Source organism: Methanofollis sp. UBA420, from assembly GCF_002498315.1.
In the GTDB taxonomy this organism is placed as follows: Archaea; Halobacteriota; Methanomicrobia; order Methanomicrobiales; family Methanofollaceae; genus Methanofollis.
In genome coordinates this window covers 647,554-667,476 of the sequence record NZ_DAGX01000002.1, presented here as the reverse complement: position 1 = coordinate 667,476, position 19,923 = coordinate 647,554, and the positions used below count along the sequence as shown (strand labels likewise).

Sequence of the window (19,923 nt, the reverse complement as noted above, 5' to 3'; positions counted from 1 at the left end):
AATCAAGGTTCGGGGGATATCGATCTGTTCATCTAGGGGGAGATGCCACATCTGATCATCAGTGCCGGGATTTTAACCATGGAAAGGGCAGGACGATGGGTGACGGTCGCAGGTTCGGGAGCGCACGTCAGGGCAAGCCGCAACACCCTGACAGTGCGGAGAATGAACACGGTACAGGAGTATGACCTCCAGAATGTCGGCCACCTCATCGTCGTCGGCGGCCACACCATCCACACATCGGCCGTGATCTCCCTCAGGCGCGCCGGCGTGCCCATCTCTTTCTTCGACGCCGACGGCCTTCCTGCCGGCCAGGTCCTTCCCTCCGGGTACGATGCAGGGGAGAGAGTGAGAGAAGCCCAGAAAAAAATGTTTGGGCACACCTATGCCCTGACCTTTGCACGGAAAGTGGCCGACGCTCGTATCCTCGCGATCGAACGCATGGGAAACTCATCCGGCTGGTCTTTTCTCTATGAAGGGGAACTTGAGTTCTTCCACAGGAACAGGGATGAACTCCCGTACCTCATCAAAATGGACGAACTCAGGCGGGTCAGCAGACTGATCGCCGACACCTATTATGAAGTGATGGCGAGGACCCTCCCGCACGAACCCGGCTTCAGGCGGCGGACTGCGCGGCCTCACCCCGACCCCGTCAACGCGATGCTCTCTCTCGGCTATGCGATGCTGTACGGGATCGCACAGTGTGCGGCCCTTGCCGCCGGCCTCGACCCGGACGCCGGCGCCCTCCACGAGGGGAACGGTTCTCTCGTCAACGACCTGATCGACGGCTTCAAGCCCGCTATGGTGGACGAGACCGTCTTTACCCTGGTGCGTGCCGGCCTTGACGCAGGCGACTATGAGACCGGGACAGGGCGGTGCATCCTCTCCGACGCCCTTGTCGGCCGCCTGCTCCCGGCGCTCCATGCAAGCATTCAGGACGAACCGATCGTGTCTGTCGCACGAGACCTGTCCACATCCCTGATCTCGGGAAAAGAGTTCTCACCTGTTTATTGACGGATCTCGCGCAGGATGCAGAAGTCGGGGAATTCATGAAAGGGCAGGGCCGTCACCTCGACCTCCCTGACCACGACGCGGGGGCAGGCATAGAGCATGGCGACGAACTTGTCCAGGATCACCGGGTCGCCGGAGGCGGTGATCTCGACCGTGCCGTCGGGGAGGTTCTTCACCACGCCGCCGACACCGAGGCTGACAGCGATCCTCTTTGTGCAGGCCCGGAACCCCACATGCTGGACTTTTCCCGAGACGACCATCCGGACCGTCTTCATGCCCGCTCCTCCTGGAGGATCCGCATCACCACGTCGAGGTCGTTGAAGACCTCGTCCCGCAGGTCGTCCTGCCTGATGTTGGTGGCGGCGTTGACCGCCATGCCGACGACGTCCCGGCTCTTCTTCTTCTCGCCGACCTCGTGGAGGGAGAGGGCGATGTCGCAGAGGACGTGCACCCGCCTGGAGAGCGGCCTGATGATGCTCGCCTCGTCGATACCGATGAGAAGGGTGTGGTCGGCAAGGCGGTCCCTGCCGGCGTCGCGGAAGAGGAGGTAGAGTTCGAAGCAGTAGCGCGCCCTCTGGGCACGGTCCGAGACGCCTTCGATGAGGTACTCGAGGGACGAGGTGTCGGGGCGTGACGTGGCGGCACCGATGACCGCCTGTGCGGCGTCAATGAGCCTGGAGTATGCCTGGTCGGCGATCGGGGTCTCAGGGCTGACGCCGATCTGGGTGAAGACGCGGTTTCTTATGATCTCGTCCTCGATACTCTGGATCGCGTCGATTGCCCCGGTCCTGAGGCTTTCGTCATTCCGGGCCGCGGCGAGCATCAGGAACATCTGGCTCACGCCCTTCTTCACCATCGCGGCGACGACCGGGATCTGGATCTCTGCGGTGATCCTGTCGGCCTCGGCGAGGAGCATCTCGGCGTCGCGTTCCTGTCCGTATTTCTCGGCGATGGGGGCGACCGAGATGAGCATGGAGGCGCGGTCGTACGGGAAGGGAATGGCCGCAATGCCGTCATAGATCTTCTCAAGGACCTCTGCCGTCCTCCCTCCCTGGGAGACCATGCCGAAGGCGGCGACAAGGGAGTTCACATAGTCGACCGGGTCGTCGATGGTCATGATCAGATCGTTGACGCCGGCGATGTTCTCCTCCCGCGGCTCGGTGGCATGAAGACTGACGAGTGCGAAGACAAGGTGTTTTCTGACGACGCCGCCCATCTCCGGGTCGACCGCCGGGAGGAGGGAGAGTGCCTCGTCGAAGCAGGAGTAGGCGTCCGCCGTGTTGACCCGTGCCATCAGGCCCGCGAGGTCGGAGAGGATCAGGGCCTTTTCATGGGGGACTTCCATCTCCCTGACCCCGTCGCGGATGCTGTCCAGGATCGTCGTCGCCCTGTCGGTGTCGTTGATCCTGAGATACCCCTCGGCGAGGGTGCACATCCCCGAGTACCGTGTGTACGGACTTGCGATCTGGAGGAGGAGGAGACGGGTGAGTTCCATAACCTCGGGCGAACCCCGCGCATATTCGAGACGGGCAAGCATGAATGCCATCATCTCGTAGGGGTCGGTGGAGGCGAGGTCGTCGAGGTAGTCCTCGAAATCGACGATGACCCGTGCGATCATCGCGTCCCGCTCGGCGTTGCTGCTGATCTCCAGGACGAACATCGCAAGAGGGATGGCATGGTACGGGTTCCGCGCACTGGCGACGTACTCCTCGATGATGTCGATGCTCCGTGCGATCCTGATGGAATACCGCCTCTCGACCACTGTCTCCTTGAGGATCTCGATCGCCCGCCTGAAAACCGAGATCCGGTTCTCCAGGAGGTCGACGTTCTCGGCGGTGAGGGGTTCGGTCATCATCAGGCACCCGACCCTGATGAAGCCCTCGGTGATCAGTTCATGGAGTTGCTGGCGTAAGGACGGGTCTTCGATCTCCCGTGCGATCTGGTAGGCGTTCTCCAGGGCGTGAGGGGCCACCTTGTCGATGCCGTACTTGACCATGCCGCGGACGATGTTGCCGGCGGTGTAGAGGCCGTACTCCTTTTCGAGCAGGGGGTCGGTCCAGCCGCGCATCCGTTTCAGGAGGGTGAGGTCGCCCTGATAGACGGCGAGGTCGGCAGCGCGGTCGATGATGCTGCAGAGCGCCTCCGACCGCATCTTCTGCTCCCTGATCTCGCAGGTGAGGCCGACGGCACGCTGGAGGTAGTCGCGGTTCCTGTGGGATACGCCGTAGTCTGCGATATTGGCGACGATCCGTGAGACCGAGCTTCCGCTTGTCGCCGGGTTGCTGATGTTTCTCGCAATCTCGACGAGGTACGAGGGGTCGAGGGACTCGATGAACTGCCTTTCGATGAGGAGGTCGATGGCCGTCTGCAGTTGTTCGTCGCGCCGCCTGTGGAGGCCGCAGAGGGCTACGAGAGACGGGATGTGCCTGACAATATCGTTGAATGGGGTGTTTTTGCAGAGGTCGGTGACGCTCCGCTGGATCAGGCTCTCCTTCGTTTCGGTGTCCATCCGTGCGAAGACGCGTGTCTTGACGTCGTCGACCCGGTCCCGCAGGACGCCTGTGCTTACCAGGAGCACGGTGGTGTCCCAGAACTGGTTCCCCATCTGGGTGATCTCGGTGAAGGAGGTGATCCTCCCGAATATGTCGATGGCGTGGGTGAATGCCCCGCGTTCGAGCATGGTGTGGACAAGGGAGAGGTAGATGGCGAAGGCCTTCGGGCCCGAGATCGCCTCCTCGACGATGGGGACGATCTGGAGGATGAACCTGGCCTCGCCCGTCCTTTCGACGACGGCGATGCTGGCCCTGACGACTTCCCTGATCTGGACCTCCTCTGAGGGTTCGAGGCGCGTGTTGAACTTGAGCCCTGCCTCAAGATAGTAGGGGTCGCCGGTCTTCTCCGCCGCTTTCAGGAGCTCCGCGATGATGCCCTGGAGGGTGAAGGGATAGGCCCGTACCAGTGCTTCGAGAGTGACGACGACGGCACCTTTGTCGTGGTTCCGTGCGATCATCTCCTCTGCCATGGCTGCGGAGATCTCCGCGATCTCTGTCTCCGGGAGGTCGTCCAGCCTCTTGAGGACCTCCATGACGTCTGAGATCTGCGAACTGAGGGGGGATTTCCAGGTCTGGCCGACGATGTAGGCGATGCAGTTTGTCCGCCTGATCTTCTGCTTGATGTCGGCGGCGGACCTGAGCGCCCTGACGATGAGCTCGAAGTCGCGCGTGGAGACGCCGATCCGCCCGATCGCCTTTGCGACTTCGCTCTGGAGGAGGGATCTCTTGGAGATGTCGCCGATCCCTTCGATGAGGTCGGCGGCCTCGGTGAGGAGAGTGGTGTCCCTGATGGTGACGCTCCAGACGATATGCAGGGGGACGATGTCCATCAGGATGGCTGAGCGGTACTTCCTGAAACTGATCTGGTGATAGACCTCCATGCCCACCCTGATCAGGTCGGCATCGGCGCGGTCGACTCCGGCCTCGATGAGGTTCTTGGTCACCTCGGCAAGGATGATGGACTGTGAACTCTTCCTGTCGAGTGAGTTCGAGAGGTCGTAGACGGCCTGGAGCCATGCCTGGTCCCTGGTGTCGATATAGATCCGGGTCGCGTGCAGGATGTGTTCGAAGATATCGTTTTTCGGAAGTGACAACGGGATTTTCGTCAGTTCCGGGTGATTTTCACGGAAGGCTGTATCGAGTATGGTTGCATGGATCTCTTCGAGTAACTCCTTTTTCTCCTTTCTCTTCGGGATATCAGAGATGTCGCTCAGTAAGGTCTCGATCTCTCCCTGGTCTCCCCGCGCGACCACCTGATGTATTCTCTTTAAAATATCTATCTCAGTTGCAGGCACGGCTCATCCTGACTGAATATATTTGGATAATAGTAGATAAACATTCTCTATGGTGACTTTTGAGATTCGTAACGCAAAAGAAAATCAAAGATTATTTCACCTATCGTCCCGGTACGACCCGGGGATTTCTCTATCTCCGGGTTAATCGGAGTGCAATAAAAAAATAGATTGCGATTTTTATATTTTTTAAATTATTCACGTGGGCGTGAGATCCGGTGCGGCCGCCCTGACGACGGCCATGATTTCCCTGAAAAAGCCTTCTCCATCCTCCATGCTCCGCGCTTCAACGACGACCCGCATCATCGGTTCCGTCCCTGAGGGGCGGACCAGTGCCCAGCTGCCTGGCCTGTTGATCCTGATCCCGTCCCGGCAGTCGATCTTCTCCCCGGCATACCGTTTTTTCAGGGCGGCGACCACGGCTGCGGCCGCCTGTGTCTTCACCTTCTCTTTGATGATGTGATAGGTCGGCAGGGCGTCAAGGAGCGCGGAGAGTGACTTCCCTTCGGCCTGAAGGAGGCCGGCCATCGTGGCGGCCGTCATGCCGCCGTCGCGGCAGAACTGGTGGTCGGGGTAGATGAGCCCGCCGTTCCCTTCGCCGCCGAAGGCGACTTCTTTCCCTTCCCCGAGGAGTTCGCGCATGCGCCTTGCCACATAGATGCTCCCGACCGGGGTGTACTCGACCGTGCACCCGTGCATGGCGGCGATCTCCTCGGCAATGAGGGAGGTGGAGACCGGGGTCACGACACGGCCCTTCGTCTTCCTGCAGACATAACTGCCGACAAGGGCGAACTCCCTGTTCTCCTCCACGTACCTCCCCTGGTCGTCGACGAAGACGGCGCGGTCGGCGTCACCGTCATGGGCGACGCCGAAGGCCGCACCGGTTTCGACGACCAGTTCTGCAAGGGGCGCGAGTCCTTCGGGGCTGGGTTCGGGGAGTCTGCCCGGGAAGCGCCCGTCTTTCTGGGCGTTGATGGTGTGGACGGTGCAGCCGAGGCGGGAGAGGATCGCCGGCGTCGTGTCTGCCGCGGGCCCTGAACCCGGGTCGACGACGACGGTGAGGCCGGCGCCGATGCCGGGCGGGAAGTGGGAGACGATCGCGTCGATGTACTCTTCTTTGAGGTCAGGGGCGTCCTTCTTGCCGCCGACCTCCTCCCAGGAGACCTCGTCGAAGGCGCCGGAGAAGAGGATCTCCTCCAGCTTCAGGGTTTCCTCGTCGCCCATCTCGGTGCCGTCGGGTTCGATGACCTTGACGCCGTTGTACTCCGGGGGGTTGTGGGAGGCGGTGATCATCGCCCCGCCGTCGAAGTGCTCCATGATAAGGTACTGGAGGGCCGGGGTCGGGAGGACGCCGCAGTCGACGACCTCGCACCCTGTCGCCATCAGACCGGCAGAGACGGCAGCGGCGAGGGCCTCGCCAGAGGTCCGGGTGTCCCGCCCGACGGCGATCCGTCCCTTTCTCATCGTGCCGAGGGCCTTGCCTATCCGCATCACGAGGTCGGGTGTCATGTCCTTGCCGATGACGCCCCTGACGCCGTTTGTCCCGAAGATCCGTTTTTGTACTCTCTCTGTGCTCATATTCATCCCTTCATTTTCTGTCATGTACGTCGCGTTTGAGGCGGTCGATCGCCTGCGCCATTGCGGCGAAGGCTTCCTGCCGGTGTTCGGCGAGGATGGCGAAGTAAGTGATGTCCTCGCCGGCGTACAGCCGCCCTTTCCTGTGATAGAACCTGGCGCCGATGACGCCGGGCGTCTGTTCGGCCTCCTTCCTGAGGTCTTCGACGAGAGTGTCGATGCCGGCCGGGAAATCGAGGTACTCTGTACGTTCGTCGCCGGTCAGTTCCCTGACGATGCCGTTGAAGGTGAGGACGGCACCCGCCCTCTCCATCGGGTACGCGCGCCGCAGTTCCCTGACGATGCCCTGCATGGTCTGGAAGTCCTCGAACGCGTCGAGGTGTTCGATGATATCGTCGATGGTCGGATTTCTCAGGACGACGTTGTCAGATTCCAGGTCCCCGATCACGATTCTCGGGAAGGGAATGGTCTTGAAGCCCTCGACGATGCAGTACTCGATACCGGCGTCGCAGAGATCGGTGAGCGTGGCGGTGAGGTCGGGGCTCTGGCTGGCGGTCACGGCCCTGACGTCGTCGATGCCGACCGCGCGGTCGGCGCCTGCCTCAGCATATTTTGTCGTGTCCTTTCCCTCTTCGAGGGCGTACCTGTCGTGGCCGAGGTGCTTGACGGCGGCGACGCTCCCTCTCTCTTTGAGGGCCCTGATCAGTCCCTCGATAAATGTCGTCTTGCCGGAGTTCGACCTTCCGACAAACTGGATGATCTTCATCTCACTCCTCCTCGCTCTCTGCCCGTCTGGTCCGTTCCTTGAGAAGGTCGGACGATGCACGGGATATGTTTTTCATGACTTCGGCGACTCTGTCCTCGACATCGATCTCGTCGTCGATCTCCAGGGCCGTGCCCTCGATCTCCATGAGGAAGCGGGCCACCTCGCTTGCCTCGAAGAGGATGTCGTCGAGTTCTTCGGGTGTGAAAAACCCGCACATCGCACCGTAGAAGAAGGTGGCCCCGGCCATCTTCACCTTTCTCTTGAAGGCGTTGCGGGCCTGGTTCACCGCCTGCGGGGTGTAGGGTTCGGTCATGAAGGGGACGAGTTCCGGCAGGTGCGCACCGACGAAGGTCATCTCCGCGCCGCTTGTGGTCTGGAAGTCGGCGCAGAGACGGGCGATCGCCCACTCCCGCGCGGTGATGTAGGTATGCTTGCGCAGGAACTGGTTGACCCGGCGGTAGGTGGAGCCCTCGACCTTCTTGAACTTCCGGTATTTGTTGATCTCGTCAGTGCGGTCTGCGGGATCGCTCATTTAACTACGGGATTGGTTTTCCCGGGTATCAAGATTACCGGTCTGTCTCTCGCCGCCGGGCCTCAGGGGTCGATTCGTACATATAGCATCATACGGTTTATAGGTGGGCGGCGTGGGGTGTGTGTACGGTGCCGGGTCGGGGGCGGGGGCCGGAAGAATGGGTTGGAGATCCTGAAAGGGGGCGGTTGCCCCCTGCATCTATCCGGGGTGGGGAGCGAACGCCGGTGAGTTCGAGACCGTGGGGGATCAAAGATTTTCCGAGAAGAAAAATACGTGCACAGAAAATGCGAGATAGCAATTGCTCTCATCAAGATCACTTTTCTGTTTCCCCGGACCCTTATTCCGGGTGGAGAACGGCCGGGTGAGTCAGTCTCATACTCGCTTCGCTCGCACCTCGAAGATCCAGATCCACGGAAGGCCGAAGATCTTCCTGTAAACGGAAAATCATAGATTTTCCTTCACCGGGAATCTTCGATTCCCTGTGTTCTCGAACTCGCTATCGCTCGTTGCCCCCGACCTCGAAAATCGTAGGTCTTCTCAACGCCCTCCGATCGTCCCCGCTCGGGATTGGACCTCAAAAGGGGGGGGGCAAACCTACATTTTGAAGGGGGGACTGCCCTCCGCCCCCTGTCCTAATGTGAGGCTTTCATGGTGGTCCTCCGGAGGAGTGTCCGGGCCCACTGCCACCCCCACATATGGGCAGGGGACTGACGCCACGGTCCTTGAAAGCCCCCGGCTTTCTCATGCTCGCGTGGTGCTCGCCCCCCCGGTTCATAGCACATCAAAAATGTGTCTGAACAGGAAAATCCTCGAGTTTCCATCTTCCCGATTCTCTCCTGTCACATTCTATTCGGCCGGGGCCGGGGAAGACAGATCAGAGATCGTGACGGGGAAGGTTGCCGTCTCACTCTGATCCCTGTGTCGGGGCCTGGTGGCGTACGGCCGAAAGGATTTGCGTCTTTCTCTATTCGGGCGTTCTGTCTCGCCGTGAGCGTGCGACCGATATTTCCGTCTGATGACGGCCCCCGGGGGGAGGCTTCACTCTCTCAAAAGGTATCTGTTCTCTCTCTCTGTGCGGGGCTTGGCCCCGGGGCAGGTGGCGGGAATGGATCTCTCCTCCACGTACATGACGGTTTTGCGGCGCTTTCCTGTGTATCTGTGCCGTCCGGTGCCAGTGTTCGTCTGTCTGATCCGTGCGGCCTTCACTTTCTCCCCGCACGGCCCCCCTTTATCTTGTGGCCCCCTGATGTTCATGCAAGGGGTTCCAATCCGCCTTTTGGTATCCCGGCATCCTCAAACCTTGTGAATGTGGTGGAGCACAATCTGATCATGCATTTCTCGTCCCGCCTGACGGGAATGTGGGGGGAACCGCCCCTCACTCTCTCCATCTCTGTGGGTGTCTCTCCTGGCCGGGCTTTCTCTCCGTGGTCCCGACACTTTCTCCGCGACCCGTCGCCCCGACCTTTGACGATCTGTCGGGGGCATGGCCCCACTTCTTTATGGTTCTCCCGCTTTCTCCTGTCATGATGCCCTTGCAATCCGGGCGATCTCCTCTGTTTTTCCCGGCGGCCTGGCGGCCTCTCTGTCGGGGGGAGGTATCATCCATCCTGTTTTCCCTGAAAATCTCCCTGTATGCATTTTCGTGGGCCGCCTCGTTTTCCGGGTCATGTGACTATTTTTTCGCGCACGGTGTCGGTCTGTCCCCCCGGTCGCCGTGGTGCCGGGCACTCCTGTAGTCGACGGGTCATGGGGTCTGCGGGGAGGCGTCTCTCCTCGATCACGCGTTTCACATAATGGTGATTATGCGAAAAAGTTATTATATCCGAGATATGAAAGAATAATCAATGGCAGACGGAGATTTTTCCGAGTGGATCGACGCCTTCATGGACTACCTCAGAATGCGAAATTACTCGAAGAATACGCTTGACGGGTATGCCAGGGTCCTGAAAAAATTCTCCCACTATGTCTGGCTCAGGCGGCGGGGCGACTGTGGCGACGCGGATGCTCTCAGAACCGCATGGCTTTCTTCTGAGGCGCCGCACCTCGACACCGGGGTGGAAGTGTCCCGGGCCATGGTCACCGACTTCCTTTCTTTCCTGACGTCTGTGCAGGCGTATAAGCCGACGTCCGTCCGCCAGTTCGTCTCCGCGCTCTCCTCATTCTATCTGTACCTCTTCACGCAGGAAGCCGTGACCGTCAATCCCATGCCGGGAATGGCCCGGCCCCGCATAAAAGAGCAGGAGATGAAATACCTGAAGCACAACCAGGTGATGCGCCTGCTGAAGTCCATCGAAAAACCGCGCGACCGCCTGATCATCCGCCTGATCTACGCCACCGGCGTCCGTGTCTCCGAACTTTGCGCCATCGATGTCGGCGACATCGACTTCGACGAGGGCACGATCCGGATCCTTGGAAAAGGAGGAAAAATCCGGACCGTCTTTGTTGACGAGGGCACTCTCGCGGAGGTGGAGGATTATATCGGGAATAAAATTGTGGGGCCGCTCTTTGTGGGCCAGAACGGCCACCATATCACGCCCCGCACCGTCCAGTATATCTTCGAAGAGTGCGCTCCTCCCGGCATCACGCCGCACAAGATCCGGCACTCCTATGCCTCTGAACTCTACCGGCGCTCGAAGAACCTCCGCGTCGTCCAGGAGAACCTCGGCCATGCCTCCATCAAGACGACCGAGATCTACCTGCATACCGACCTCGACGAGAGGCAGGCCGTGTATCGGCAGTACTTCCCGCTCTCGCATGACGGGGGGCGGGATTAATTTCTGTGTGTCCCTGTCTCTGACGGGGACGCCCTATAACCAGATTATTTCTTCCTATTCTCTTTTGATCTCCTTCTCCTGACCGCGTTACGGTGTCCGGGGATCGGCCCCGACCCACTCATAAACCATATGTTGCTATATCTGCTGACCTCATCGACTGAAAACGATCCCGGTATGTTCGAGCAGTCTGTAGGCGCCGAGCTTGATGACGTCAAGGAGGAGAAAACCGGCAAGGGCGTAGCCCCAGACGATGGCGGCAAGGCCCCACCCCATTGCCGGAAGGAGGATGCCGTAGACAGTGAGGAGCGTCGCGACTCCTTGCGTGGCGACGACAGCCAGGAAGAGCGGTGCCGCCGGCGGCACCGACCAGAAAGGCCCCCGCGTCCGTGCGGCGAAGACGGCGAGGTGACCCGCGACCGAGAGCTTCAGATAGATAAACGACCTGAGGACATCGGGGTCGAGCATCAGCACCTCCTTTCCGAGGTAGAGGAGGCCGAATGACTCGAAGACGCCATATATCCCGAGAATCGTTGAGATGCCAAGGAGCAACCTCATGTCCCACCTGACCGGCCCGGCGGGCACGACGACCCGGTCGAAGGCGATCGTCATGATGGCGAAGTCGTTCAGGAGGGCGAGAAGGACGATCATCAGAGCGGTCACCGGATAAAAGTTGAAGGCGATGATCGACGCCGTGATGAAGAAGACAACCCTGATCGTCTCGGCGATCCGGTAGATGGCATAGTTCGACATCCTCTGAAACGTCTTCCTGCTCTCGGTGACAGCATCGATGATGACCGATATCCCCGGCAGCGTCAGGACGATGTCGGCCGCGGACTTCGCCGCGTCGGTGGCGCCGGCGACCGCGATCCCCGCGTCGGCCTTTTTCAGGGCAGGAGCGTCGTTCACCCCGTCTCCCGTCATCCCCACAATATGCCCGGCCTCCTGGAGTGCGGCGACGATCTCGTACTTGTGTTCGGGGTACACCCCGGCGAAACCGTCCGAGTCTTCGATGACCTGGCTGCGTTCCTTTTCCGAAACCTGTGTGAGGGACGATGCCCCGACGATCCTGGCACCGAGGTTTAGTTTCGCTGCGATCTCCCGGGCGATGGCAATGTGATCGCCGGTGAGGAGTTTGATACTCAGGCCCATTGCCCTCGCCCTCCTGATCGTCTCTGCGGAGTCATCCCGCGGCGGGTCGTACAGGGCGATCAGGCCAGCATACCGCCACACCCCTGTAGCATCGGCCCGCGCCACGCCGAGGGTCCGGTAGCCACGCCCGGCAAAGGCGGCGACACGGCCCTCCACATCGCCGCCCTCGCCGCTGGTGAGAGCGAAAATTGCCTGGGGAGCACCCTTTGCCGCCATAAAGCGGGTCCCGTTCTCTGTCTCCAGTGTTGCCATCGCGCGCTTGTCGACCGGATTGAAAGGAGTGTATTCCGTCACCCTGATGGCCGCTGCCTCCTTCCCGATGCCGGGAACGTCTCGAAACCGCGCGATCACCGCATTGTCTATGGGGTCGTTGTCCTCCTCACGCGAGGTCAGGCGGGCGAGGAGGAGCACCTCCTCTTCTGAGAAACCGTCAAAACCCGCCACTTCCGCGACCGTCAGTTCGTTCCTGGTGAGGGTCCCGGTCTTGTCGACACAGAGCACGTCCACGCCGGCCATCTCCTCGATGGAGACAAGTCTGCTCACGATCGCCTCACGTCGGGCGAGCGCCATGGCCCCGACCGCAAGGGTGGTCGTCAGGACGGCGGGAAGAGCCGCCGGGATCGCCGCCACCGTCAGCACAAGGGCGAACTGGAGAGTCTCGGCAAGACTCTCATGACGGAAGAGGGCGACGATGATGATCACGGCGGCCAGGGCAACGGCCAGGGCGATGAGGTAGTCCCCGATCTTGATCACCGCCTTCTGGAAGTGGCTTGGAGTCGTTGCCTCTCCGACGAGGCCTGTCGTCCGACCGAAGAAACTCTTCATGCCGGTGGCAAAGACCAGACCTTCGGTCTCCCCCTGCCTGATCACGGTCCCTGCATACGCGATCTCGCCGGCCTTTTTTGTGACCGGCAGCGACTCACCGGTCAGTGCCGATTCATCGATGACAAGGTATCCCTCGCCGGCGATCTTCGCATCTGCCGGGACGATGTCGCCGAGTCTGAGCCGTATCATGTCGCCGGGGACGAGTTCCCGGGCAGGCACGATTCTCCAGTCGCCGTCCCTGAGCACCCGCGCCTGCAGAGCGAGTTTCTGCCTGAGAAGTTTGATGGCGTTGTCGGCCCTGTCCTCCTGCCAGAAACCGATCCCCGCATTGACGAGGAGGAGGACCAGGATGATGAAGAGGTCTTCCAGACGGCCCAGCACCGCGGAGAGGACGATGGCGGCCTCGATCATCCAGGGGATCGGACCCCAGAAATAGGCGAGGAAACGGCGGAGAGGCCCGACCTCACGCTCGGGGATCTCGTTATAGCCGGCGAGTTCGAGGCGCCGCGTTGCCTCCTCCGTCGTGAGACCCTCAGGCCCGGTCGACAGACGTTTCTGGAGTTCCTCCACCGATGCCGATTGTGCCTCGTCCCCAGAAATGTCGCCGGCCTCCCTCCTGCCCATGCCCTCCCCTCGACAATGTGTTATATATCACCTCTCCTATCTTCGCCTGTCCGGCACTGCGCCGGGCAGGAGATCACCATGAGCCGTATTGCTGTCCTGATCACGGACATGTTCGAAGACTCTGAGTACACAAAGCCTGTGCAGGCATTCGAAGAGGCAGGCCATGAGGTCGTTCGACTCGGGCTGAAGGCCGGGGCCACCGTCGCCGGCAAGAGAGAAGGGACACAGGTGCAGGTCGACGGGGCCGTCAGGAACGCGACGCCCGACGACTTCGACGCCCTCCTCATCCCCGGCGGATTCTCCCCCGACATCCTGAGGGGCGACGCTCATGCCGTGGAGTTCGTGCGGTCTTTCGTGGAGAGTGGAAAGCCGGTCTTTGCCATCTGCCACGGGCCGCAACTCCTGATCTCGGCGCAGGTGCTCGAAGGCAGGCGGGTCACCGGCTGGAGGTCGATCGTGCAGGACCTGCGGAACGCGGGGGCCGACTATGTCGACGCCGAGGTCGTCGTGGACGGAAACCTCGTCACCAGCAGGCAACCGGCCGACATCCCGGTATTTGTCAGGGAGTCGCTGAAAAAAGTGAAATGATGGTCAGAAGACCTGCCTGACCGCATCTGTCAGCCAGGGGACCGCCCGGAACATTTCGATCTCGTCGCGGCCCGCCCAGGTCGATGACGTGTGTCCGGGTGCGAGGCGGATCTCCTTTCTTTGCGGGTGCGCCACCCAGATCTGGTGGACCTCTGTCTTTCCCTCCCAGGCCGACTCGCAGGACCCGCTGCACCCGCAGACATCAAGGGTCAGCCCGGTCTCCTCGAAGACCGTGCGCTCAAGGCACGCGGGAAGAGATTCCCCCGGCCTCACCCAGCCTCCGGGGAGTTCCCAGAGACCGGAATATTTTTTCAACCCTTCTGCACGCCTGAGAAGGAGGACCCTCCCCTCCTCGTCGGTGATGATCGCCCGTACAAAGGTCGGCAACTCGCCTTCCGTCATGATGCCCTCCCCGGCGTGATATCCACCGGGATCAATAAATACCTGCGGGCGGTCGTCCCCAGAGGTCCCGGCGCCGCGCCTCGAAGGGGGTGGGGCTGACGCCCATGAATGCGGCGGCCGATATCCCGCCGGCGTCTTCGACCCACCGGATGCCGCCCTCCCCCCTGAGGGGGTGGTGGTCGATGACGAGTGTGTCGGTCGCCGCGGCGATGCGGGCGGCATGGGCGCGGGCGAGGTCGACCTCTTCCCAGGTGATCTCGGGGAGGTACAGGGCCGGGCCAGAGGTGTAGACGACGGACGGCCGCCACCGGAGGACTGTCCCGACCGCTTCGGGGGAGAGGAGCTGGGTGTCGGAGGCATGGACGAAACAGGCGTTCCCCTCCCTGACCGCGACGATCATCACCGCCCCGATCCCCCCGCCATGCGGGAAGGGGCCGGCGCAGGCGACGACGCCGTCGTCCTTCCCCTCGGCTGAGGGGAGGGGACGGCCGAGGGCCTGCCCGAGGGCCTGCCCGAGGGCCTGCCCGAGGGCCTGCCCGAGGGCCCGGCGCCGCGCCCGCGCCTGTCCCGAATGGCCCTCCTCGCCCGGCACCCAGACCCGGCACCCCCGCGGCGGTACGAATGCCGAGAGGGAGACCTGGTACGGGTCGGCGTCTGCAAGGGGCATGTGGTCGCCGTGGAAGTGGGTGACGACGACGTCGGTCGCCCGCGGCAGCCACCCGAGCACCGCCTCCCTCACCCTGTCGGCCGCCTCCACCTCCCCGGGGTGGGGCGGGAAGCCCGAGCGTTTCGGGGCGAGGGCGACGCCGGGGTCGATGAGCACCGTCCGGTCGGCGGTCCGGACGACCGTCGCCATCGACCGTGCGCCGAGCGACTCAGCCCCGAGGATCGCGATCTGCACGGCACCGCTTCTGTCCGCGGGGGAGAAGATACCTCTGTCCTGGGGGGTATGGGAAGTCCTGAGGGTAGAGAAAAAGTGCTCTGTAATACTCCTGTCTGAGGTGCCTGTGTATCGGTGTCTCTTCCGGGGGGCTGCCGCCCCCCAGACCCCCCGCACTTAGGATAGGGAGGTGTATGACAATCTTCGAAATAGCTCCTTGGAACTACCGGGAAGAAAAGCGGATCCTCACCCCTCATATGAGGTTTTTCTCTGCTCCGCCAAAAAAGAATATTATTCAGAGGCCGCGGCAGATCTCCGCCACGCTTGCGACGAGGAGGTCCACCTCCTGCCTGGTGGTGTACAGGGCGAGGCTCGCCCGCACCGTCCCCTCCGGGAGGCCGAGGTGCTCCATGAGGGGCATGCAGCAGTGGTGCCCCGACCGCACCATGATCTCCGCGCCCTCGTCGAGCTGCTGCGCGACCTCGTGCGGGTGCAGGCCGTCGATGGTGAAGGAGACCACCCCGATGCGGGCCTCCGGGTCTTCGGCCGCGTAGACGTGCACCCCTTCGATGCCCTTCAGCCCGTCGATGAGGCGGGTGGTGAGGTCCTCCTCGTACTGCCTGACCTCCTCCATCCCGATCTTTTCCAGGTACCCGACCGCCGCGCCGAGCCCGATGCCGCCGCCGATATTCGGCGTCCCGGCCTCGTACTGCTGGTAGCCTGCCGCCGGGGTGAAGCCGTCGGCGGTGACCGCCTCGACCATGCCGCCGCCGAAGACCGTCGGTTCGAGGATGGGCTCCTTCATCCAGAGGACGCCGGTCCCGGTCGGCCCGAGCATCTTGTGGCCCGAGAAGCAGAAGAAGTCGCAGCCGATACGGGCGACGTCGACCGGCATGTGCGGGACGCTCTGCGCCCCGTCCACCAGGAGGAGCGAGCCGTGCTCATGGCAGATCCTGGCGATCTCCTCCACCGGCGTGACCGTGCCGAGGACATTCGAGGCATGGGTGACGGCGACGAGGCGCGGAGGCGCGGCCTCGACCGCCTCCCTGAAGGCGTCGAGGTCGAGGGAGGAGTCGGGCCTGATCGGTATGACCACGACCTCGACGCCCTGCTTTTTCAGGTGCGTCCAGGGCAGGAGGTTGGAGTGGTGCTCCAGGATCGTCGTGACGACGCGGTCGCCGGGCTTCCATGAGAGGCCCTGCGCCACCATGTTGACCGCCTCGGTGGTGTTCTTCGTGAAGACGGTGACGCCGTCCTTCCCGCCGATGAAGGCGGCCACCTTCTCATGGGCGTGCCAGTACCGCTGCGATGCGATCTGGGTGAGACGGTGCACGCCCCGGCCGACATTGGCGCGGTACCTGTGCTCGAACTCGACCATCGCCTCGACCACTACCTCGGGCGAGAAACTTGTCGCCGCGTTGTCGAGGTACACGATGTCCCCGAGGATCGGGAAGTCCCGGCGGATCCTCTCCACCGGGAATCCCGCCTCTTCGATCTCGGGGCCGGGCGCTGCTTCACGCGGGGGGGCTTCGGCAGGCCGCACGACCTTCTCTTTTGTTGCACGCACACTGTAGTCGTCGTTGAAGGCGATCCCCCTGTCCCTGCAGACCTCCCGCATCTTCGGGGGCAGGGCGCGCCACCGCCAGAGGCCCCACCGGCAGTACTCGTCGGGAAGCCCCTTTCTTTCGGCCCATTTTTCGAGGAAGGCGTCCCAGCGCGCAACCATGTCCGGGTGCGTCTCCCTCAGCAACTCGTATTCGCTCTCCAGCATCGAGGGGCAGAGGAAGCACCCGATGCGTTCGAGCCCCATATCATAGAGGGGGTTGATCTCCACCTTCTGCCACCAGAGGTAGAGGAAGACTTCGAGCGCCCGCCAGGCCCGGATCGGGGAGACGTTCAACTGCAGGGGGTTTGCCGGGTTCTGGCTCGTTTCTTCAAGGCTCGCACGGTTCCAGGACTCGTACCAGCGGTTGCCCTGCACGGTGACGCAGGGGCCGACCCCGGCGAGGTAGAGTTTGAGAGGCTGGAGTTTCAGGAGTTTGCAGCACCAGCGGTTGTCCTTGCCGGGTGGCCCGGCCTTTTCCACCGCCTGCCAGAAGTCGCCGCCCTTCTCGATGATCTCGACGCCGGGTCGGGAGGCGACAAAGTCGATGGTCTCCCTGATCTCGATGCCGGTGTCGATGAAGAACGCCTTCTCGATCCCTGCCTTGCGTGCGAGGTGGAGGACCGCCGTGCTGTCCTTGCCGCCGGAGAACGAGACGTTCGCTGTCGGGCGGTCGTTCATGTGCCTGCGGATGGTGCGGATGGCTTCCTGTTCGAGGTTCTTGAGCTGGGTCTGGTTCTTCCTGATCGCGACGTTCCAGTCGGGGTTTGCAGGCCTGCGTGTCTCCACCGTCACGACTTCCTTCACCCTGATCTGTCCCTCCTTCACGGTGCCGGTGCCGTACCTGTTCCTGTACTTCACGATCACCGTCCCTTCGGGGACATTGGCGGTGAGGGTGAACTTCTTGCCGCCGATCCGTCCCCTGACTTCGCCGGGAGCCGCGACGCTATCGAGGTCGACGATCCCTTTGCTTGCATGGTCGAGGATGTACGGGAGTGCCTCGGGGGCGATGTCAAAATTGAACCGCCGGTTCACGGGGTCGAAGGTGAGCCAGCCGAAGCGCCCGCCATGCGCGATGACGAGGTCGGCGCGGTCGACCCCGCCGGTCTTGTTCAGGAGCATGATCCGGGGAAGGGGGACGGTGCCGAACTGTTCGTGCACGAGCCTGGTGATGAGGTCCATGTCCCCTTTCAGCGCGGGGCGCACCTCATAGGGTTGGAGGAGAGAGATTTTTTTCCCTTCGGCCCCGCACCCGCACTTCTGTCCGATCAGGGGGACATTGCAGCGGTCGCACCAGAAGAGGACCTTTTTTACCGGCGGTTCGCGCCCCATATACATTTCTTTGTTACTCATGAGTGGTCTGCCCCGGGTGTATCCCTGCGGTGTATTCACAATTGTGAATGTCGCGCCGTACTATCTGCATGCCTCCTATGTATAGATTGTTTTCCTGCCTTCCGGCCGCGGGTGTTTCCCGGTGTACTGTCTGAAACTTTGTTTCATGGGCGATTCTCTGGAACCTGTCTACCGAACATAGATATCGGCATGGCAGGAACCTGTATATCGGATCGTGTCCTCCTCTCTGACGCCTGCCCGGGGGGGCGACACGGCGAAACACAGGTCGACCGCCCGGAATGATCTCCCGGATCGACAGAGGAAGAGTGTATGTTCAGAAAAATACCCTGCATCCGTTTTGACGGCGAAGGATTCGAGACGATCGCTCACGACGTCGTGGAAGAACTTCCTGTGGCCCTCTTCGTCAACGGGAGGCATGCGATGACTGCGATGATGAGCCCGGGCAACTTCGAGGATTTTGTCGTCGGCTATCTCTTCACCGAAGAGATCATAAAAGGGCCCGAGGAGATCGAGTCGATCAAGGTCGAGAAGAACAGGGTGAGCGTCCTGACGACGAACCCGTTCAAGTCCATCGGGACAAAGAAGACGATCCTTTCGGGCTGCGGGGGGAGCGTCTCGTATATCGACACGGAGAAACTCCCGAGGGTCCGCTCCGACCTGACGGTCACGCCCGCCGAGGTCCTCGGCGCCGTGCAGTCGGTCCTCACCTCGGAGCTCCACACGGCGACAGGCGGCGTCCACATCGTCGCCCTGCTCGACCGCGAGAAGGTGATCGCGGTCGCGGAGGATATCGGCAGGCACAATGCCCTCGACCGGGTGATCGGCTACGGCCTCCGGAACGGCGTCGACTTCTCCCTGACCTATGTCGTCTCGTCGGGCCGCATCTCCTCGGAGATGGTCCGCAAGTGTCTTGTCGCGAACATCCCCCTGATCGTCTCCCGCGGTGCGACGACCTCCCTTGCCGTGGAGACGGCGGAGAAGACCGGGCTCACGGTGGTGGGGTTCGCGCGGGGGGGAAAGTTGAACATCTACAGCCATCCCGGCCGGGTTGAGGGTGCGGATCAAAAAACAGAATGATATATCTGGAAAACCAACAGGTACCGACCGTTCACCCCCGTAGTGTAGTGGTCAATCATGCAGGACTTTGGATCCGGCGACCCCGGTTCGAATCCGGGCGGGGGTATTGAACACTCTGTTCTAAATTCAGGCAAGGTTATCGATTTTTATTTTTAGATCTCTGGAATTTGATTCTAAATTCAATGCTTCCCGGATCTTGCGTTGATATCTGGCTATGATCTTCTTTATGATGTCGTAATCGGTCTTTTTGATCCGATGCGAGATTGCGGATTGTGATACTCCTGATTTCTCGGCAATCTCTTGCTGTGACAATCCTTTGAAGAGATAGACCAGTGCCTCTGCCTGCTTGGGTGTAATAGAATCGAAAGAGCGATCGAGAAAGGCACAGTAGATCTCGAACTCTTCATTGATACCGGCCCATGGAGTTTTCACGACCAGTTTTTTTCTGTCGTTCTTCATCCTGTCCAGTTCGGGGCCGGAGTTTCTGAATGCCTCCCCGTCCCCTTCACTGACTGGCCTGTCTTCAGGGAGGTAGTCGACGGTGCCGATGCCTGCTGCCACCCTTGCATCGAGGTGGTCCTGCCTGAGATTCCCGGAATATTTGCTCGAAATGAGGGCAAGTCGTATGAGAATTGCATCTTCAAGAGCGTTTTCCGGATTTCCTGTTATGCCCTGGAATGAATCCCCTCTGAAAATTGAATATGGCTTTATATTGTTTTTTCCTGCGTCTTCGAGAGTATTTCTAATAAACGCGATCAACTCGTCGCCATATTTATCCTTTAATTTTGTTGATTTGATTATATCGCCTGTTAAAACCCCGTAGATCCACCTATCGGCCATATAAACCCGTCAACTCCCGCACATGTCATATGTCAGATCCCTTTACTTATAGTTTGTCAATTATGAACTCCAAAATTAATAAT

General features: G+C 61.2%; 14 protein-coding genes and 1 tRNA gene. 5 read left to right on the top strand and 10 right to left on the bottom strand.

Features of this window, described 5'->3' with window-relative positions:
- The first annotated feature begins 42 nt into the window (after window positions 1-42).
- On the top strand, window positions 43-1,011 hold the full coding sequence (gene cas1 / locus BP869_RS03265; RefSeq protein WP_342676846.1) for a CRISPR-associated endonuclease Cas1: 969 nt from the start codon (window positions 43-45) through the stop codon (window positions 1,009-1,011).
- On the opposite strand, the gene BP869_RS03260 is transcribed toward cas1, so the two are convergent.
- The 5 genes from BP869_RS03260 to BP869_RS03240 all read right to left on the bottom strand — a co-directional run bounded on the left by BP869_RS03260 (window position 1,005) and on the right by BP869_RS03240 (window position 7,725).
- Window positions 1,005-1,283 carry an acylphosphatase gene (locus BP869_RS03260; protein WP_342676844.1) on the bottom strand — a complete coding sequence of 93 codons (279 nt, stop codon included), beginning with the start codon at window positions 1,281-1,283 and terminating at the stop codon, window positions 1,005-1,007. The two genes, cas1 and BP869_RS03260, sit on opposite strands and share 7 nt — an antisense overlap.
- On the bottom strand, window positions 1,280-4,813 hold the full coding sequence (locus BP869_RS03255; protein WP_342676843.1) for a hypothetical protein: 3,534 nt from the start codon (window positions 4,811-4,813) through the stop codon (window positions 1,280-1,282). Before BP869_RS03255 ends, BP869_RS03260 begins: the two co-directional genes overlap by 4 nt.
- Window positions 4,814-5,050: 237 nt before the next feature.
- Complete coding sequence (gene glmM / locus BP869_RS03250) at window positions 5,051-6,430, bottom strand: phosphoglucosamine mutase (RefSeq protein ID WP_342676842.1); 1,380 nt, start codon at window positions 6,428-6,430, stop codon at window positions 5,051-5,053.
- A 10-nt stretch (window positions 6,431-6,440) separates the two neighbouring features.
- The gene (gene mobB, locus BP869_RS03245; RefSeq protein WP_342676840.1) at window positions 6,441-7,193 is read right to left on the bottom strand and encodes a molybdopterin-guanine dinucleotide biosynthesis protein B; all 753 of its coding nucleotides are present in this window, start codon (window positions 7,191-7,193) and stop codon (window positions 6,441-6,443) included.
- A gap of 1 nt (window position 7,194) precedes the next feature.
- On the bottom strand, window positions 7,195-7,725 hold the full coding sequence (locus BP869_RS03240) for a DUF5806 family protein (RefSeq protein WP_067051992.1): 531 nt from the start codon (window positions 7,723-7,725) through the stop codon (window positions 7,195-7,197).
- A 1,844-nt stretch (window positions 7,726-9,569) separates the two neighbouring features.
- On the opposite strand from BP869_RS03240, the gene xerA reads away from it, so the two are divergent.
- Window positions 9,570-10,499: a site-specific tyrosine recombinase/integron integrase gene (gene xerA, locus BP869_RS03235; protein ID WP_342676835.1), complete on the top strand. Its 930-nt coding sequence runs from the start codon at window positions 9,570-9,572 to the stop codon at window positions 10,497-10,499.
- Window positions 10,500-10,649: 150 nt separating this feature from the next.
- On the opposite strand, the gene BP869_RS03230 is transcribed toward xerA, so the two are convergent.
- A complete protein-coding gene (locus BP869_RS03230; protein ID WP_342676834.1) occupies window positions 10,650-13,097 on the bottom strand; it encodes a plasma-membrane proton-efflux P-type ATPase in 2,448 nt (815 codons plus the stop codon).
- Between the two features lie 78 nt (window positions 13,098-13,175).
- Between BP869_RS03230 and BP869_RS03225 the strand changes: the two genes are divergently transcribed.
- A complete protein-coding gene (locus BP869_RS03225; RefSeq protein WP_342676833.1) occupies window positions 13,176-13,685 on the top strand; it encodes a type 1 glutamine amidotransferase domain-containing protein in 510 nt (169 codons plus the stop codon).
- Between the two features lie 3 nt (window positions 13,686-13,688).
- Here the strand turns inward: BP869_RS03225 and BP869_RS03220 are convergent, their stop codons facing one another.
- The 3 genes from BP869_RS03220 to BP869_RS03210 all read right to left on the bottom strand — a co-directional run bounded on the left by BP869_RS03220 (window position 13,689) and on the right by BP869_RS03210 (window position 17,923).
- Window positions 13,689-14,087 (bottom strand): NUDIX hydrolase, encoded by a 399-nt coding sequence (locus tag BP869_RS03220; RefSeq protein ID WP_342676831.1) that lies wholly within the window; start codon window positions 14,085-14,087, stop codon window positions 13,689-13,691.
- Window positions 14,088-14,118: 31 nt separating this feature from the next.
- Complete coding sequence (locus BP869_RS03215; protein ID WP_342676829.1) at window positions 14,119-14,988, bottom strand: hypothetical protein; 870 nt, start codon at window positions 14,986-14,988, stop codon at window positions 14,119-14,121.
- Between the two features lie 274 nt (window positions 14,989-15,262).
- The gene (locus BP869_RS03210; protein WP_342676827.1) at window positions 15,263-17,923 is read right to left on the bottom strand and encodes an aminotransferase class V-fold PLP-dependent enzyme; all 2,661 of its coding nucleotides are present in this window, start codon (window positions 17,921-17,923) and stop codon (window positions 15,263-15,265) included.
- 309 nt (window positions 17,924-18,232) lie between these two features.
- On the opposite strand from BP869_RS03210, the gene fdhD reads away from it, so the two are divergent.
- A complete protein-coding gene (gene fdhD, locus BP869_RS03205; RefSeq protein WP_342676826.1) occupies window positions 18,233-19,000 on the top strand; it encodes a formate dehydrogenase accessory sulfurtransferase FdhD in 768 nt (255 codons plus the stop codon).
- A gap of 33 nt (window positions 19,001-19,033) precedes the next feature.
- Window positions 19,034-19,106, top strand: a tRNA-Gln gene (locus tag BP869_RS03200).
- Window positions 19,107-19,126: 20 nt separating this feature from the next.
- Here BP869_RS03200 and BP869_RS03195 read toward each other — a convergent pair.
- On the bottom strand, window positions 19,127-19,840 hold the full coding sequence (locus tag BP869_RS03195) for a helix-turn-helix domain-containing protein (protein WP_342676824.1): 714 nt from the start codon (window positions 19,838-19,840) through the stop codon (window positions 19,127-19,129).
- Between the last annotated feature and the right edge of the window lie 83 nt (window positions 19,841-19,923).

Coding starts and splice junctions, on each gene's coding strand:
- cas1 (WP_342676846.1), top strand. CDS start 43: ATGCCACATCTGATCATCAGTGCCGGGATTTTAACCATGGAAAGGGCA.
- BP869_RS03260 (WP_342676844.1), bottom strand. CDS start 1,283: ATGAAGACGGTCCGGATGGTCGTCTCGGGAAAAGTCCAGCATGTGGGG.
- glmM (WP_342676842.1), bottom strand. CDS start 6,430: ATGAGCACAGAGAGAGTACAAAAACGGATCTTCGGGACAAACGGCGTC.
- mobB (WP_342676840.1), bottom strand. CDS start 7,193: ATGAAGATCATCCAGTTTGTCGGAAGGTCGAACTCCGGCAAGACGACA.
- BP869_RS03240 (WP_067051992.1), bottom strand. CDS start 7,725: ATGAGCGATCCCGCAGACCGCACTGACGAGATCAACAAATACCGGAAG.
- xerA (WP_342676835.1), top strand. CDS start 9,570: ATGGCAGACGGAGATTTTTCCGAGTGGATCGACGCCTTCATGGACTAC.
- BP869_RS03230 (WP_342676834.1), bottom strand. CDS start 13,097: ATGGGCAGGAGGGAGGCCGGCGACATTTCTGGGGACGAGGCACAATCG.
- BP869_RS03225 (WP_342676833.1), top strand. CDS start 13,176: ATGAGCCGTATTGCTGTCCTGATCACGGACATGTTCGAAGACTCTGAG.
- BP869_RS03220 (WP_342676831.1), bottom strand. CDS start 14,087: ATGACGGAAGGCGAGTTGCCGACCTTTGTACGGGCGATCATCACCGAC.
- BP869_RS03210 (WP_342676827.1), bottom strand. CDS start 17,923: ATGAGTAACAAAGAAATGTATATGGGGCGCGAACCGCCGGTAAAAAAG.
- fdhD (WP_342676826.1), top strand. CDS start 18,233: ATGTTCAGAAAAATACCCTGCATCCGTTTTGACGGCGAAGGATTCGAG.
- BP869_RS03195 (WP_342676824.1), bottom strand. CDS start 19,840: ATGGCCGATAGGTGGATCTACGGGGTTTTAACAGGCGATATAATCAAA.